14 protein-coding genes and 2 pseudogenes are annotated in these 16707 nt (G+C 70.1%); 7 read left to right on the forward strand and 9 right to left on the reverse strand.

The annotated features are described in order from the left end of the window. Positions 1-52 precede the first annotated feature (52 nt). Positions 53-1078 (reverse strand): hemolysin family protein, encoded by a 1026-nt coding sequence (locus ACWCP0_RS33885; RefSeq protein ID WP_451082582.1) that lies wholly within the window; start codon positions 1076-1078, stop codon positions 53-55. Next, a complete protein-coding gene (locus tag ACWCP0_RS33890) occupies positions 1075-2409 on the reverse strand; it encodes a hemolysin family protein (RefSeq protein WP_451082583.1) in 1335 nt (444 codons plus the stop codon). Before ACWCP0_RS33890 ends, ACWCP0_RS33885 begins: the two co-directional genes overlap by 4 nt. Positions 2410-2770: 361 nt before the next feature. Between ACWCP0_RS33890 and ACWCP0_RS33895 the strand changes: the two are divergent. Then, positions 2771-3100, forward strand: a pseudogene (locus ACWCP0_RS33895) (sporulation protein); the annotation flags it as partial. 46 nt (positions 3101-3146) lie between these two features. Here ACWCP0_RS33895 and ACWCP0_RS33900 read toward each other — a convergent pair. Beyond that, positions 3147-3538, reverse strand: a pseudogene (locus tag ACWCP0_RS33900) (transposase); the annotation flags it as partial. A gap of 227 nt (positions 3539-3765) precedes the next feature. Here ACWCP0_RS33900 and ACWCP0_RS33905 point away from each other — a divergent pair. Further along, positions 3766-5127 (forward strand): MFS transporter, encoded by a 1362-nt coding sequence (locus ACWCP0_RS33905; RefSeq protein ID WP_451082584.1) that lies wholly within the window; start codon positions 3766-3768, stop codon positions 5125-5127. Between the two features lie 351 nt (positions 5128-5478). After that, positions 5479-6252, forward strand: coding sequence for a creatininase family protein (locus tag ACWCP0_RS33910; RefSeq protein ID WP_451082585.1), 774 nt, complete (start codon positions 5479-5481; stop codon positions 6250-6252). 711 nt (positions 6253-6963) lie between these two features. On the opposite strand, the gene ACWCP0_RS33915 is transcribed toward ACWCP0_RS33910, so the two are convergent. From ACWCP0_RS33915 to ACWCP0_RS33925, 3 genes are all read right to left on the reverse strand, one after another. Continuing rightward, positions 6964-7548, reverse strand: a complete 585-nt coding sequence (locus tag ACWCP0_RS33915; protein WP_451082586.1) for a TetR/AcrR family transcriptional regulator — start codon at positions 7546-7548, stop codon at positions 6964-6966. A gap of 106 nt (positions 7549-7654) precedes the next feature. Then, on the reverse strand, positions 7655-9052 hold the full coding sequence (locus tag ACWCP0_RS33920; protein WP_451082587.1) for an amidase: 1398 nt from the start codon (positions 9050-9052) through the stop codon (positions 7655-7657). 5 nt (positions 9053-9057) lie between these two features. Beyond that, entirely contained in the window at positions 9058-9249 is a 192-nt protein-coding gene (locus ACWCP0_RS33925; RefSeq protein WP_451082588.1) for a hypothetical protein, read from the reverse strand. Between the two features lie 309 nt (positions 9250-9558). Between ACWCP0_RS33925 and ACWCP0_RS33930 the strand changes: the two genes are divergently transcribed. Continuing rightward, positions 9559-10479 carry an MBL fold metallo-hydrolase gene (locus ACWCP0_RS33930; protein WP_451082589.1) on the forward strand — a complete coding sequence of 307 codons (921 nt, stop codon included), beginning with the start codon at positions 9559-9561 and terminating at the stop codon, positions 10477-10479. A gap of 517 nt (positions 10480-10996) precedes the next feature. Here ACWCP0_RS33930 and ACWCP0_RS33935 read toward each other — a convergent pair. Further along, positions 10997-12415, reverse strand: coding sequence for a dihydroorotase (locus ACWCP0_RS33935; protein WP_451082590.1), 1419 nt, complete (start codon positions 12413-12415; stop codon positions 10997-10999). Between the two features lie 76 nt (positions 12416-12491). Then, complete coding sequence (locus ACWCP0_RS33940) at positions 12492-13763, reverse strand: MFS transporter (protein WP_451082591.1); 1272 nt, start codon at positions 13761-13763, stop codon at positions 12492-12494. Between the two features lie 108 nt (positions 13764-13871). On the opposite strand from ACWCP0_RS33940, the gene ACWCP0_RS33945 reads away from it, so the two are divergent. Further along, on the forward strand, positions 13872-14885 hold the full coding sequence (locus ACWCP0_RS33945; RefSeq protein ID WP_451082592.1) for an asparaginase: 1014 nt from the start codon (positions 13872-13874) through the stop codon (positions 14883-14885). Positions 14886-14903: 18 nt separating this feature from the next. Then, positions 14904-15614 (forward strand): GntR family transcriptional regulator, encoded by a 711-nt coding sequence (locus tag ACWCP0_RS33950; protein ID WP_451082593.1) that lies wholly within the window; start codon positions 14904-14906, stop codon positions 15612-15614. An 85-nt stretch (positions 15615-15699) separates the two neighbouring features. Here ACWCP0_RS33950 and ACWCP0_RS33955 read toward each other — a convergent pair whose 3' ends face one another. Then, positions 15700-16356: a TetR/AcrR family transcriptional regulator gene (locus ACWCP0_RS33955; protein ID WP_451082594.1), complete on the reverse strand. Its 657-nt coding sequence runs from the start codon at positions 16354-16356 to the stop codon at positions 15700-15702. Positions 16357-16531: 175 nt separating this feature from the next. Here ACWCP0_RS33955 and ACWCP0_RS33960 point away from each other — a divergent pair. Further along, a partial coding sequence (locus ACWCP0_RS33960) for a Dabb family protein (protein ID WP_451082603.1) occupies positions 16532-16707 on the forward strand: 176 nt, incomplete at its 3' end.

The following is a 16707-nucleotide window of genomic DNA, read 5'->3' on the forward strand; positions in this document are numbered from 1 at the left end:
TCAGTGGCCGGTACCCGGGTCGGGTGCCGGCCACTGGTCGGCTGCCGGCGTGTCAGGCCACGGTGTCGGGTGTGGGTCCGACGAGTTCCTCCAGGACGTCTTCCATGGTGACGAAGCCTATGACGGTGCCCTTGTTGCCGGTGACGGCGGCGAGGTGGGTGCCTGCCGCGCGCATGGCGGTCATCGTGTCGTCCAGCGGGGTGTCGATGGCGACCTTGGTGATCGGGTGCAGGGCCGCGCGCGCGAAGGGGCGGGTGCGGTCGGCGGCGCCGAGGGCGTCCTTGATGTGGAGGTAGCCCAGGATCTCCTCGCCGGGGCCGACGACCGGGAGGCGGGAGAAGCCGTTGGCGGCGGCAGCCCGTTCCAGGCCCTGCGGGGTGATGTCGTGGCCGACGGTGACGACCTTGTCCAGCGGCACCATCACTTCGCCGACCGGGCGGGTGCCCAGTTCGAGCGCGTCCTGGAGCCGTTCGCCGTCCTCGGGGTCGAGCAGGCCGGCGGCGCTGGAGTCCTTGACCAGCCGGGCGAGTTCGTCGTCGGTGAAGACGGAGGCGACCTCGTCCTTCGGTTCGACCTTCATCAGCCGCAGCAGGGCGTTGGCGAACGCGTTGATCCCGAAGATCACGGGCCGCAGGGCGCGGGTGAGGGCGACCAGCGGCGGGCCGAGGAGCAGCGCGGTCGGGGCCGGGGCGGCGAGCGCAATGTTCTTCGGGACCATCTCGCCGACCAGCATGTGCAGGTACGTGGCCAGGGTCAGGGCGATGACGAACGCGATGGGGTGGATCAGCGCGTCGGGCACGCCGATCGCGTGGAACGGCGGCTCCAGCAGGTGCGCGATGGCCGGTTCCGCGACCGCGCCGAGCACCAGCGATGAGACGGTGATGCCGAGCTGGGCCGTGGCCATCATCGCGGACAGGTGCTCGATGCCCCACAGTGTGATCTTCGCCCGGCGGTCGCCCTTGAGCGCGGCCGGTTCGATCTGACTGCGGCGCACGGAGATCAGCGCGAACTCCGCGCCCACGAAGAACGCGTTGGTGACCAGGGTGAAGGCACCGATCAGAAGCTGCAGGGTGGTCATCGGGTCGCCTCCACGCTCTCCATGGCGGTGACGGCAGCGGTGATGCGGACACGGTCCGCCCGGTGGTGCTCGACATGGAGCACGGCCAACTGCCAGCCGTCGACGTCGAGGCGGTCGGCCACGGTCGGGATGCGCTCCAGATAGGTGGCGATCAGGCCGGCCAGCGTCTCGTAGGGGCCCTCGGGGGCGGTGAAGCCGAGCTGTTCGAGCTCGTCGAGGCGGACGCTGCCGTCGGCCTCCCACACGGCACGGCCGTCCGGTGACGGCTCGACGGCGATCAGGTCGGGTATCTCGTGCGGGTCGTGCTCGTCACGGACCTCGCCGACGACTTCCTCGACGATGTCCTCGACCGTGACGACTCCCGCGGTGCCGCCGTATTCGTCGATGACGATGGCCATGGTGCGGGCCTTGCGCAGCCGTCCCAGAAGCTTGTCCACGGGCAGGGAGTGCGGCACCAGCAGCGGATCGGTGGAGAGGTCGGCGACCGGGGTGAGGGGGCGCTTGTCCTCGTCCAGGGCGAGGACGTCGCGGATGTGGATGGTGCCGATCACCTCGTCGAGGGTGTCGCGGTAGACGGGGAACCGGGAAAGGCCGGTGGCCAGCGTAAGGTTCGCGGCGTCCGCGGCGGTGGCGTGGACCTCGAGGGCCCGGACGTCGATGCGGGGCGACATCACGTTCTCCGCGGTCAGCTCGCCCAGGTGCAGGGTGCGGACAAACAGCTCGGCCGAGTCCGCCTCGATCGCGCCCTGGCTTGCCGAGTGCTGCACGAGCGCGACGAGCTCCTCGGGCGTGCGGGCCGAGGCCAGCTCCTCCTGGGGTTCCAGGCCGAATCGGTGAACCAGGCGGTTGGCGGTGTTGTTCAGGTGCCGGATCAGCGGTGCGAACGCGGCGGTGAAGCCGCGCTGGGGACCGGCGACGACCTTGGCCACGGCCAGCGGCCGGGAGATCGCCCAGTTCTTGGGGACCAGCTCGCCGACCACCATCAGCACCACGGTGGAGAGCACAACGCCGAGGATCGTGGCCACCGACGACACAGCCCCTGCGGGAAGACCCACGGCTTCGAGCGGACCGCGCAGCAGGGCCGCCACGGACGGCTCGGCGAGCATGCCGATAACCAGCGACGTCACGGTGATGCCCAACTGGGCACCGGACAGCTGGAACGTCAGGCGCTTCGCGGCCTTCAGCGCGCCCTCGGCGCCGCGCTCACCGGCCTCGGCGGCGCGTTCCAGCTCACTGCGCTCGACCGTGGTCAGCGAGAACTCGGCCGCGACGAACACGGCACACGCCAGCGTCAGCGCGAAAGCGAGGAGCAGCAACAAGAGTTCGGTCACCGTGCCACCCCCGATCCCTCAACGGTGAGCGGGCGGGATGCGGCACGGCTGGGACTGGGAGGTTCACCCATTGTGGGTCTGCTGCTCCTTCATGACTCGACGGACGCTGCGGTCCGTGTTGGCTGGTTCGTGGCGGAACAGTGTCCGCGAAACCATGGTAAAGGGTAGGCAAAGTAGCCGACCGGCCCCCTATGGCCGGTCCTGCGCGAGGTCTTTGGGACTTTGCCGCCCAGCCTTCCGCGTCGGCCGCCCGCAAGGGACGCACTGCCCTTATGCTTCTACATGTCTGTAGATAACGCCAGGGCCATCCGGGGTGTTCCCGGGTGTTTCCGCACGCAGCAACGAAGGAGCGAACGCTCCGATGGCGTTCAAACGACTGCTCGGTTCGCCCGGCGTCGGCGGCCCGGCCGTGAATACGGCCCTTGCCCCGGGAGCCGTGCAGCCCGGGGGCAACCTCACCGGCGAGGTCCGCCTCAAGGGCGGCGATGCCGCCTTCGACATCGAGCACATCAGTCTGGAACTCCTCGCCCGCGTTGAGGCGGAGACGCGCGACGGCGAGCACGAAGGTGCCGTCGTCTTCGACCGGTTCACCGTCGGCGGCGGCTTCCGCCTCGCCGAGGACGAGCAGCAGGCCGCCCCATTCGCGGCGACGCTGCCGTGGGAGACACCCGTGATCGAGCTGCGCTGCCAGGGGGGTCTGTCAAACGAGCGAGCGGTGCAACTGGGGTGGTTGATGGTTACTGACGGGCCCCTGGGAGCCGTCCGTCGACGGTGAGGCCGAAGGCGTTCAGCGCGGTCTTCCAGCGCATCGTCAAGCGGGCCTGGCCCTTGCCGGTGGGGTCGAGCGACATGATCGCCATGTAGAAGCACTTCAACGCGGCCTGCTCATTCGGGAAGTGACCGCGGGCCTTGACCGCTCGCCGGATGCGGGCGTTGACCGACTCGATCGCATTGGTGGTGCAGACGATCCGGCGGATCTCCGTGTCGAACCGCGGGAACGGAGTGAACTCCTCCCACGCGTTCTCCCACAGTTTCACGATCACCGGATACTTCCGGCCCCAGGCGTCAGCGAACTCCGCGAACCGGTCCAGGGGGCCTCCTCGGTCGGCGCCGTGCAGACGTGCTTGAGAAGCTTGGCGATCTTGGACGGTCGGCGCCCCAAAGGCAGACCCCCAGAGGCAAACGGGCCGACTCCGGGGCGAGATCTGCGGTGGTGTACGTGCGTCCTGCCTTCCACCGGCCGAGCGGGCCCGTCAGCCCCGTCCACGCCTTAAAGCGGATACTTTGCTTTTAGTGTCCGCAGGGGATACGCTGACTTAAAGCAAAGAAACTGCTTTAGCTTCATGGAAGGAAGTCATGGACCGCGCCGCCCCGGGAGCTCTCAAGCCCCGTACGCGACTGGCCAGGCGCTCATCGTTCGCACTTGATGCCTCGATTCTGGTCGCCCTGCTGGCCGCATCGAGCGCCCCCACTCCCCTGTATGCGCTCTACCAGGACCAGTGGGGCTTCTCCTCTCTGACCCTCACGGTCGTCTTCAGCGCGTATTCCATGGCCATGCTGCTGGCCCTGCTGATGACCGGATCTCTCTCGGACCATGTCGGCCGCCGCCCGGTGCTGGTCGGCGCGCTCGCCGTCGAGGCTTCGGCCATGGCGCTGATCGCCACCGCCGGCGGGGTCGGACAATTGCTCCTCGCACGCGTACTGCAAGGACTCGCGACCGGCATGGCCACCAGCGCCGTAGGCGCGGCGCTGATGGAACTGGAGCATCCGGGGCGGGCCGGCAGGGCCGCCCTCACCAACAGTGTCGCCCCCATGGCCGGTATGGCCATCGGCGTCCTCGGCTCGACTTTCCTGGTCCAGTTCGTGCCGGCGCCCGGCCCAACAGCGCATCTGACACTGCTGGGTGTGTTCGTGCTGCAGTCTCTCGCTCTGACCTTGACCTCCGAGACAGCCAGGCGCAGGCCAGGAGCACTGCGCTCGCTGCGTCCCGCGGTAAGGGTGCCCGCATCCGCGCGACAGGCGATGCTCATCGCGGCCCCGAGTGTGGTGGCCGTCTGGTCGCTCGGCGGATTCTCCTCCTCCCTGGGCCCAGGCCTCGCCCGGCTGATAGACCCAAACGCCCCGCAGGCCATCGGCGGCCTCATCTTCTTCACGCTGACCGCGAGCGCGGTCCTGTCCGTATGGGCCGTCCGCCGCCTGCCGGCCACCACTGCGCCCCTGTCGCTCGGAGCCGGCGCGGTCATCCCCGGTGTCGGCCTGATCCTGCTCAGCGTGCAGGTGAACAGCCTGACCGCGCTGTTCGTGGGTACGTCCCTGGCCGGTGTCGGCTTCGGCGCGGTGTCCCAGGGAGCGCTGCACACCGTTCTGCCCCGCGTCACCAAAGCAGACCGCGCGAGCACGCTGGCCGCCTACTACGTACTGAGCTATCTCGCCATGAGCCTGCCGGCCGTACTCGCCGGCCTGCTCACCGTGCGCTACGGACTGCTGACCACCACACTGCTCTTCGGCGGCGCGGTGGCCGCCGTGGGCACGACCGCTCTGGCGGTGATCCTGAGGGCCGGGCGCATGCAGACCCGCCGGAGCACGGCGGTCGTGCTCCCCCGCCCAGGGACCGCCGGTACCACGACCACTTCCGTACGGCTTGCGTCGCTCACCTGCCTGACGCCCGCTCTTGCCACCTGCCCGTCCCCCGCCGGTTCCCAAGGGCAATCTCGATGACTCTCCCTCAGCCCTCGCGCAACTCCGGTGACCCCACGACGGCCTGACCGTGGGCGACCTTGCCGTACACCGCACCGAACGAGATCGAACTCCTACCGCAGACCGGCTCTGACCGGCGCCACCCCCGACGTGGTCGCTCAAGCGCCCCGGCCGGGACCCCTTCCTTCGCCGACGATCGCGGAATCCGGCATCTGGCCGGCCACAGCTTCGCCCTGAAGGTGAACGGACTGCATGCCCCCGGTCGACACCGGAACGGCGCGACACCCGCGACGCCGCATCCAGCATGCGTACGTCGGTACGGCCCCTCCGCCACAGCCAAACCTCAGCCTCGAGAAAGAAGGCCTCTCCCTCATGACCGAAGTTGCCTGGAACCGCATGACGGCCCCGGAACTCCGCAACCTGGCATCCGCTGACGCCGTCGTTCTCCTGCCCATCGGATCGACCGAGCAGCACGGCCCCCACCTGCCCACCGGGGTGGACGACTTCCTCGCCGGCGAGGTGTGCCTGCGCGCCGCACGGCTCACCCTCGACACCCGGCCCGTGGTGGTCGCTCCCTCGATCTGGGCCGGACTCGCCGAGCACCACATGGCTTTCGGGGGCACGTTCACCCTCTCCTTGAGCACTCTGCGGGCACTGCTGCACGATCTGTGCCGTTCCATCATCAGATCGGGCTTCTCCAAGATCCTGATCGTGAACGGACACGGGGGAAACGTCACGGGCCTGAATGCCCTGGTCAACGACCTTACGGAAGAGCTTTCCGCGGACATCGCCGTGACCAGCTACTTCACCGCCGGCTGGGGCAGCATCCAGCGCACCCTGGAGACCCAGGACTGGCTCATGCACGCCTGCGAAGGCGAGACTTCCATGATCATGGAGATCGCACCCGAGCTCGTACGCGAGCAAGAGCTGAAGACAGCGGTCGGACCGGAGATCAGACTCCAGTCGCAGGACACCGATCCCGTCCATGTCTCCCGGTCCTTCATGACCGTCTCCCCCTCCGGGGTCGCCGGGGACGCGCGCGGAGCCAGCGCGGCCAAGGGAAAGACGATCCTCGACGCATGCGCCCAGGAGATCTCCACCCTGCTCAAGAGCAACACCATCTGGGCGGAGGACGGCAGCGAATGACTTCGCGCCAGACTGCGTGCGTACCGCGGGTGCAGTCACCCGCGCCCCGCTGAGCGAGCCGACTCCGGCCGTTCAGCCGCCCGGGAGTCCGTGTTCCAGCCGTCGACGACTCGGGCGAACCCATACGCGTCCATTGCCGCAGACGCACCTGTCCGCTAGCGGGCAGCGGTCGGGTCAGGTCCCAGCCGATGAACGACGACAAGGCTGCCGGCCCCGGGAAGGCTGCTCCCTGGGCTCGGCCGGAGTGTGCGGAAGCCGAAGGTCCCGGCTGCGGACGGCCGTTGCGGAACGAGCCCCAGGCCTGGGCAGCCCCCAACGAGGCCGGCCCGGACGGCGCGCGGCCGCCGCGAACGGCCCTCATTGCAGTCGGCTGCCCCCGGCGGCGTTCGCGGACCGGGCTGCGACTCGGCAAGGACCGCCGCGTCCTCCGCGCCCGGGGGATCACTCCCGGGATCATCCGCCGCGGCACCCCGCACGGCTCCGGCCCGGGCAAAACCTCCCGGTCATCGAGCCCGCTTTCGCCCGGCTGCACCGACTCAAACGCCTGTGCAGGCGCGACAAGATGGGCGCCGACCCCACCAGGGCCTGCTCCAACTCGCCTGCAGCACCATCGGTTTGAGACGGCTGCACGTCCCCGCCTCTCGGCGGCCGGAGCAGTCCACGCCGGATTCCGAGCGGGCCGACCGGAGCGCCGCACACGGCGTCACAACCTCACGCGGCGCTGTGGCGCACGGGCATCAGCCGTGTCAGGGCTGTGTCCACCAGCGTGCGGGCGTAGTCGGCGTCCAGCAGGCCGGGACGGAAGAGGATGCGATACATCATCGGCGCCACCACGTGGTCGATGACCACGTCGACGGCGGGCACCGGCTCGTCGCGTTCGCGTGCGCGGGTGAGGATGGCCTCGGCATGTTCGAAGGCGTAGGCGGAGCACTGGCCCGCGTTGCTGCCGTCCGGGTCGCCGGCGAGTGCGTCGCGGATGTACGCGCGGCCTGCCGTCGAGGACATCTCCTCCAGGAACTGCACGGCCCAGGCTTCCAGGTCGGCGCGCAGGCTTCCCAGGTCGGCCGGGGTCGTTTCCGGGCGGAGCCGCTCCACGGCCACATCGGAGAGGAGTTCCTGCATGTCGCCCCATCGGCGATAGATCGTCGAGGGGGTGACCCCGGCCCGTTTGGCGACGAGCGGAACGGTCAGCGCTGCGCGCCCGAGTTCCGATTCCAGGTCGCGGACGGCCTGGTGGACCGACTGCTGGACGCGGGCGCTTCGCCCGCCTGGACGGGGTCGGGGCTGTGAGCTCATACCGCTACCTTAACGCTAAACATTCGCTTCAAGAAATGGGGCTGCCCCGCTCGCCTTGCGGCGGCGGGGCTTGCCCGTACGCGGGACCGCCCGGTCCGGTCCCACCTCAGACCGGCAGGCGGCCCGCGAGCGGAGCGGGGCCGCGGACCTGCTCGTAGGCCTCGGCGACGTGCAGCACGGTGGCCTCGCCGAACGGGCGGCCGATCAGCTGCAGGCCGATGGGCAGACCTGCCGAGTCGAAGCCGGCGGGCAGGGACAGGGCGGGCAGCCCGGTGATGTTGGCGGGAGCCGCGAGGCGCACGTAGGCGTCGGAGACGGTTTCGACGGTTCCGTCCGCCCACCGGAAGGTCTCCTGGCCGCCCCTGGCCGCAGTGGCCGGGACCGTGGGAGCGGCGATGACGTCGACCTCGTGCAGGAGGCGGTTCCACTCCTCGCGCATGAGGGTACGGGTGCGCTGGGCGCGCAGGTAGTCGGTGGCGGGGACCAGGGCGCCCGCTTCGAGCAGGACCCGCACGTCCGGGCCGTAGAGCTCGGGCGTGGTGTGCAGGTGCTGCTCGTGGTAGGCGGTCGCCTCCGGGACCATCAGCCCCCACTGGGTGGCCTGGATGTACTCGCTCATCGGTATCTCCACGTCCACCAGGCGTGCGCCGAGGTCCGCGAGGATTTCCAGGGCCTGGCGTACCGCGGCTTCCACCTGCGGGTCCACGTGGTCGAAGTAGTAGTTGACGGGGACGCCGACGCGCAGGCCCTCCAGGCCCGCTCCCGGGCGGGAGACGTGTGCCTCGTAGGGGTGGTCGAGGCTGGCGGGGTCACCGGGGTGGTGGCCGGCGAGCGCGTCCAGGACGAGGCCGGCGTCCTTCACGGTCCGGGCGATGGGGCCGACGTGGTCCAGGGACCAGGACAGCGAGGCGACCCCGTGCCGGGGAACCAGGCCGTAGGTGGGCTTGAGTCCGACCACGCCGGTCAGCGCGGAGGGGACACGGATGGAGCCGCCGGTGTCGGTCCCCAGGGAGAACGTCGCCGCACCCGCCGCCACCGCGGCGGCCGAACCGCCGCTGGAGCCGCCGGGCACATGGTCCAGTTGCCAGGGGTTGCGGGTCTGCGGGGTGGTCAGGCCGTAGGCGAACTCATGGGTGTGGGCCTTGCCCACCAGGACGGCGCCGGCTTCCTTCAGCCGCGTGGCCACCACACTGTCCCCGGCGGGCACGCGACCGGCGCGGACGGCGGAGCTGGACGTGGTGGCCATGCCCGCGGTGTCGATGAGGTCCTTCAGCGCCATGGGAATGCCGTGCAGCGGACCGCGACGGCGACCTGCGGCGATCTCCTGCTCGGCTTCGGCGGCCTGGGCCCGCGCCGCCTCGGCGGCCACGGTGACATAGGCGTTGACGTCCGCATCGACCGCGTCGATGCGGGCCAGGACCGACTCGGTCAGTTCCACCGGCGACAGGCTCCCCTCGGCGATGGCCGCCGACGCCTGGGTCAGGGACAGCTCATAGGGATTCATGACATTCACCGGCCCTGGACGCGGTAGGCGGTGGCCGGGGGGATCTCCGCGAGGTCGAGGTCCCGCAGGCGGCTGATGACGGTGAGGATGTGGTGGGCCGTCCCGGCCACCACGGCGTGCCGGTCGCTGCCCAGTGACAGCCCGGCGCGCAGCGCCGACTCCGCGGCCCCTTCGGGCGACAGCGGGGGAACAGACATGGTCGAAATCCTTTCCGGGCGGCGGCGCCTGCGCGCCGCCTCGGCTCCCGCAGAGCGGTGAACCAACCCAAGAGCTAAATATTCGCGTTAGTACCACGGTAGGCGACCCGGAGCACTAACGCAAACATTGAGCCTTAAGGCGCCGAAGCTCGCCGCGAGTGGCATTAACGCACAATCTTTGCCTTAGTAGCGAGAGCGGGGTATCGTTAACGCAACATCTGAGCGTTAACGACGAGGTTGTCCGCACCGCAGGAACGGCTCCCCGCTCCTGCGCTCCCCCACCGCAGCCCGCTCCCGGAAAGAGATCTCATGACCTCGCAGAACACAGCCCCCGCACTGCAGAGCCCCACCCCTTCCTGGACCGTGGGAGACATCGTCGTCCGCCGTATCGACGAGGTGGAACTGCCCCCGCAGACCGGTCCCTGGCTCCTGCCAGGCGCAACACCCGACGTCGTCGCCGGCTCCGCCTGGCTGCAGCCCGACTTCGCCGGCGCCGATCGGGTCCTGCGCCTGGCCAGCCACACCTTCGCACTGGAGGCCGGCGGGCTGCGGATCCTCGTCGACACCGGCATCGGCAACGGCAAGGACCGCGCCAACCTCGCCTGGAACCAACTCCGCACCGACTACCTCTCGCGCCTGGAGCAGGCCGGCTTCTCCCCCGACACGATCGACATCGTCGTCCTCACCCACCTGCACACCGACCACGTCGGATGGAACACCCGCTCCCACGAAGGCACCTGGATCCCCACCTTCCCAGGCGCCCGCTACATCGCCAGCCGCACCGAATGGGACTACTGGGCATCGGTGGACATGGAGGAGGCCCGCAAGCAGATGTTCCGCGACTCCATCCACCCCATCAACGACCACGGCCTGCTCGACCTCGTCGACGTCCCCGCCGACGGCCTGGACATCGCGCCCGGCATCACCCTCCTCCCCACCCCCGGCCACACCCCCGGCCAGGTCGCCGTCCGGCTGAACAGCCGGGGCGAAACCGCCCTGATCACCGGCGACTGCATCCATCACCCCGTCCAGCTCGCCGAGCCCGACATCCACAGCCACGTCGACATCGACCCGGCCCAGGCCGAGGCGACCCGCCGCGACCTGCTCGCCGCCCTCGCCGACACCGACACACTCCTGCTCGGCAGCCACTTCCCCCCGCCCACGGCAGGCCTCGTACGCAGCCACCGCACCACCTACCGCCTGCACCCCGTACCCGCCCACCCCGCATAGCAGCCCGCGCTCCAAGGGCCTGCCGGTCCCCCCGGCCGACACACCGAACCCAGCCAGGCACGGACGCAGCCGGATGAACAGCAGCGACACCGATTCCGCCGGCAAGCCCCGGGCCCGTGCGCCGCATCGCGGCCCCTCGGCCTGCCCACACGCCTGAGGAACTCCCCTTGAGCACGACGGTCCGTGGCCCCCGGCGCACGATGTGTGCCGCGGAGGCGGATCCCGAGCCCTTCGCCCGACCCCAGCCCCCTCAACCCCGTTCAGCCGCTCGCCCTGGACGGCCGAAGCACCGCACCCGTGCGGGTGCCCTCGCTCCGGCACGGCCGAAGGGGGCTGTCAGCGGGTCGTCGCATGGGTGACCTCACGTCGTGGACGGCCGTGTCCCTGGTTGCCGCCGCGTTCGCGGCGGGGCCGGGTCGACGCAGTCGTCGGTGGTGGCGGTCCGATCCAGCTGCCGGCGATACTGCTCGGTGTGCCGAAGGCGAGGGGGCAGCGGCGCTCGATCGAGCCTGGAGGATCAGGTCCTCCCCCAGGCTCCCGCACCCGGCAGGAACCGGCCGGAGGCCCCGTGCAACGGCTTGCCGTACTCCGCGACGAGTTCGCCGCGAAGGTAGGTGCGGGCGACCTGGCCCAGCACCTCACGGCCGTCGAAGGGCGTCCAGCCGGCCTTGGAGAGCACGTCGGCGTTGCGCAGGGTGCGCTTCACCGAAGGGTCGACGAGCACCAGGTCCGCGTCCGACCCGACGGCGAGCCGGCCCTTGCGCGGCCACAGCCCGTACGTCCTGGCCGGGTTCTCGCTGTAGACGCGGGCAACGTCCTCATAGGCAAGGTGCCCTCGCGCCGCTGCGTCGAGGAGCAGCGCCATCGTGCTGTCGAGACCGGGAAGTCCGAAGTGGACGTTCCACATGTCCCCCTGGCGCTTCTGCTCGAGCGTCGAGGGCGCGTGGTCCGTGGACATGTGGGTGAGCACTCCCTCGCGCAGCAGCCGCCACATCTGCGCCTCGTCGTCCGCCGTACGCGCCCTGGCCGGCGGGGTGAACTTCCGCAGCGCTCCGTGCTCGTGGACCTCGTCCTCGCGCAGGAGGAAGTACTGCGGGCAGGCCTCGGCCGCGAGCATCGCCCCGCGGGCGCGCTCGGCGGCGACATAGGCCGCCACCTCTGGGTTGCTGACGTGCGCGACGGTGGCGCGGGCGCCGGTGCGGCGGACGAGCAGCGCCGCCACTGCCGCCGCGACGAGTTCGGCGTCGCGGCCCCGCCAGTCGAGCAGCAGTCCGTTGTCGCAGCGTCCCTGCTCGCGCAGCAGCGCCTCCGCCGCGCTGGTGAGCGACTCGTCCTCGCAGTGCAGCAGGCTGACGGCACCGCTCAGCGCAGCGGCCTCGAGGTGGGTCCTGAGTGCCGCCGCGCTGTGTCCGGGCACACCGTGCGTGGTGCAGGTGAACACCTTGAAGAAGGACACGCCCGCCTTCCACAGACCGGCCACGTCGTCCGCGCGGCCGGGCCAGGCGTGCGCCGCGAGCCCGAAGTCGATGTGGGAGCGCCCGGCCAGATGGGCGAGCTTGCTCCTCAGGTCGTGCACCGTCCGTACCGGTTGGCCGTGCGAGTGCTCGATGATCGTCGTGACGCCGGAGGCCGCGGCTGCGCCGGTTCCCGTGGGGAAGTCCTCGCGGTCGGTGCTGCCGGGGTCCATCAGGTGGACGTGGGTGTCGACGCCGCCGGGCAGCAGCAGCATCCCGGTGGCGTCGACGCTTCGGTGGGCGGAGGGCCGGTCGGGGCCGATGTAGCGGATCACCCCGTCCTTGGCGGCGATGTTGGCGGGCCGGCCGCCGCCCGGGGTGACGACGGTTCCACCGGTGATCAGCAGGTCGGCGTCGGGCATGGCGTGCTCCTGGAAGTGGTGGAGGTCCTCGGGCGCATGCCCCAGTCGGTCGGTCCGCACCGCCAATGGTCTGTGTGACCGGCGGGATGCGCAGCGGGTGTGAGCAGCCCCGGCCGTGAAGCCGGGGCTGCCCGAGTCAGTGGCCGGGCAGGACAGGGGCGTTGGAGAACCGGCGCGTAGTGACGAACAGCATGGCCGCGACGCCGACCAGCGGCAGAAGGGTCAGTTGGATCAGGCCGGCCGCGCCCCAGCCGAGGTTCTGCACCAGCACGGCGAACAGCGAGCCCGCGACGGACGCGGGAACGTAGGCACAGGTCACGAGGATGCCCGACGCGCGGCCGATCATCTCGGGGCGGACCGCGCGCTGTGTGGCGGAGTAGACGTTGACGAAGCAGAAGCCGCTGCCGAGCGCTCCCTCGCAGGCGGACAGCGCGTACTGGGCTCCCGGTGAGGTCGGCCCGTTGAAGATCAGGTAGCCGACGACGCAAGCCGCGAGCAGCGCCGTGATGAGCACCCACTTCTGGTTCACCCTGTCGCCGAGGTATCCCGCCGGCAGGCCGAAGAGTGCGCCGAGTCCGAACATACTGGCCGCCGTGCCCGCCTCCTCCTTGGTGAAGTGCAGAACCTCCTGCAGGAACGTCGGGTAGAGGCCCAGATAGCCGTACATCGCGAGGACCACGACCACCGCGGTCACGCCCAGCAGCAGGACGTTGCGGTTGTAGAGGTTGGGGTAGACGTGGTCGAAGGAACGGAGCTCACCGGTGTCGGCGACGCCCTCGACCTGCTCCGTGAACCGTCTGCGGACGAAGAGCGTGATCGCCACCACGAAGACCAGTCCCGCCACGCCGTACGCGTAGAACGGCACTTGCCAGCCGTACGCGGCACCCAGCTTGGCGCCCAGGAACGGGCCGAGGAAACCTCCGAGACCGAACGCGAAGTTGAGAGCGCCGAGGGCCAGCGCACGGTTGGCGACGAAGTACGCGCCCACGGCCGAGAACAGCGCCGCGGTCTGCATCGCCTCACCGACGCCGGACAGGGCACGGTAGGCGAACATGTCGGCGAAGCCGACGGCCGCCGCGGTGAGGATCGTGAACGCCGAGTAGATGACGATCCCGATCAGGATCACCACCTTGCGGGAGAGCCGGTCGAGCAGGTAGCCGGTGGGCACGCCCGCCAGGCCCATGCCGAGCGTGAACACCGTCGCCAGCAGGCCGCCCTGGGCGAGCGTGAAACCGTACTCCTCGCGGATCTCCGGCAGAAGCACCGGCAGGACCTGCCGGTCCATCGCATTGATCACGAAGGACGCAGCGAGCAGGACGAACGTGGTGAGCGCCACCACCTTGGTCAGGCGCGCCCCTCCTGCCGGGCCCGCGTCCGTCTGTATGCCAACCGTGGACTCTCCACTCACGCCAACCATGGGTTCTCCCACTCACGCTGATGATGCTTCGGTCGTCTGGCGCGCCGAACTTTATAAAATGTAGATTGCAATGCATAGACTCTGAACCGAAGGAGCGGGATGAAGCAGCCTCGGATCGCCGTCGGCTCCCTCGGCGGGACGATCACGATGACCTCGGGCCCGGGAAGCGGCATCACGCCATCGCTGGAGGCCGGTCACCTGCTGACCGCTGCCCCCGGTCTCGACGCGATCGCCTCGCTGGAGGCGACCACCCTGGCCCTCCTCCCCGGGGCGTCACTTGGCCACGACGACGTGCTCGGCGCGCTGGCCTGGGCGCGCAAAGCGGTCGACGGGGGTGCCCAAGGCGTCGTTCTCGTCCAGGGCACCGACACCCTCGAGGAGACGGCATATCTGCTCGATCTGCTCTGGGACCGGCCAGAGCCCCTCGTCGTCACCGGAGCCATGCGCTCCCCCGTGCAAGCGGGCGCGGACGGCCCCGCGAACCTGATGGCGTCGGTCATCGCAGCCGCGCATCCGGCTTCGCGTGAGCTGGGCGTGCTCGCGGTGATGAACGACGAGATCCACGCGGCAGCGCGGGTCGTCAAGAGCGACTCGATGGCACCCGATGCGTTCCGCTCCCCCGTGTTCGGCCCGCTGGGCCGGCTTGTGGAAGGGCTGCCGGTGTACGGCAACCGGCCCGCACGGCATTCGCCACTGCCTCTGCCCGTCGGCGACGCGGACGCCGATCCTCGCGTGGCGCTGCTGACGACCCACCTCGCCGATTCCGGAGACCTGCTCGGGATGGTCACCGATGCGGGCTACCACGGGGTCGTACTGGCCGCGTTCGGAGCGGGGCACGTCCCCGCGCCGGTCGCCGAGACGGTCGGTAAGGCGACCGGGCGGTTGGCGGTCGTCCTGGCGACGCGCACCGGTGCCGGTCCCATCGCCGAACACACCTATGGCTTCGCGGGCTCGGAAACCGACCTCATCTCCCGGGGCGCCGTCCCGGCCGGGTGGCTCCCCGCGGCAAAGGCGAGGCTTCTACTGTGGGCACTGCTCCGCCTCGGTAGCTCTCCCCGTCGCATCCGTGCGGAGTTCGCCCGGCGTGGCGCGCACCCTGGAGGTCCGGGATAAGAGATGGGCAGGAAGAGTATGACGCCGAATCAGACAAGTGGCGCAGGAAGAAGCCGGGCACCGAGGGACAAGATCGCCGCACCGCCACGCAAGCGCACCGCCCACGAGTACGCTCTCGCTGCCCTGCGCGCCGCCGTGCTCGACGGCACCCTGGCCGGGGGCGACCGGCTCGTGCAGACAGAGCTCGCCGAGCAGCTGGGGGTGAGCACGACGCCGGTCCGCGAGGCATTGCGGGACCTCGCCACGGAAGGGCTCGTCGTCTTCGACCCCCACCGGGGGGCGCTCGTCCGGTCCCTCGACATGGCCGAGGTCCGTGAGCTCTACGAGCTGCGCATGGCACTCGAACCCCTCCTGGTGCGCCGCGTGTTCGCCGCGATCACCCCGGAGCAGCTCGCCCGCGCCGCCGAGCTGCAGCAGCGCATGGAGGAGCCCTGCGAGATCTCCCGGTGGGTGGAGCTCAACCGCGACTTCCACGCCGTCTTCGGCGAGGTCGACGGCTCGAGCCGGCTCGCCACGATCCTCGCCGGGCTGCGTGACAGCGCAGCCCCTTACGTCGCCCTTTCCCTCGGCTCGCGGCCGACGCAGATCAAGGAGGCCAACGCCGAACACGCCGCGCTGCTCGGCCTCTACCGGAAGGGAGCGGTCGAGGACGCAGTGGCGCTCACCCTCACCCACCTGAAGGCGACACTCACGGCGATAGAGGAGGCGCACGAACGCGGCGACCTCTGAGGAGAGGGGCCGCGGGTCCGCAGCCGGGCGTTGAACCCCCTTGCCGGCATGTGGCCGTGCCCGGGCACGTGCATGGAATGCCATGTCAGTCCGGCGGGGCCGTGGCGCCCGCCGCGCCGCTTCCCGAGCCCGCGCCGTTGAGCACGAGATCGGCCGTCTTCTCGAGGAAGTCGTCGCTGAGCGGGCGGCCGAGCATGAGCCAGCGGAAGTACAGCGGTCCGGAGAGTGCTTCCAGCAGGAAGTCCGGATCGGCATCGGCAGGCAGGTCGCCCCGCTCCATGGCCCGGACGAAGATCGTGCGGGAGAGCTTGAAGCGCTCCGGCCAGATCTTGTCGAGCACCTCGCGGACGTCGTTCTTCTCCGACGTGCGAGGCCCGACCTCCCGGACGAGCGCGGTGATCCACGGGGTGCAGAGCACCTCGCGGATCTCCCCGAGGTGCACCATGAGGTCCTCGCGCAGGTCTCCGGTGTCCGGCGGCGGCGCGATCTCGCTCTGCCGCTCGATGAACGCCGTGGCCACCAGGCCGGCCTTGTCGCCCCACCTCCGGTAGATCGTCGTCTTGTTCACGCCTGCGCGCTCGGCCACCGAGTCGATCCGCAGCGCCGCATAGCCGACCTCACTCAGTTCGGCGATGGTCGCATCCATGACCGCCTGGCCCACACGCGCCGTCCGGCCGCCGGGCCGGGCCGTCGCGGCATCGGCATGCAGATGCCTGACCTGCCGCTGCACAGAGTTCGTCATCACTCTCCGACAATACGCGACGGGACACCCTTGATGCCACTCCTAGGTGCATTTACCGACCAGGGTCGCCGGCGACAGCAAACCCGCCAGCTCGTTGCAATAAGCGCCTCGCCCTTGCTAGCGTCAAACGCAACAAGCCGTTGCGTCTACGTGTATCCCGGAGGATGAGGTCAGCATGATCTACCACCAGATCCGCATCGCCATGAAGCCGGACGCCCCCAAGGACCAGGTCGACCACGCCCTCGAGCTGCTGCGACGGCTCGGCCGCGAACTCGACGTCGTCGAGCAGTGGGCCGTCGGCCGCGACTTCGGCGGCGAGTTCGAATACGGCGCCATGTACGCGCTCAAGGA

It is taken from the genome of Streptomyces sp. NPDC001970 (assembly GCF_053594115.1).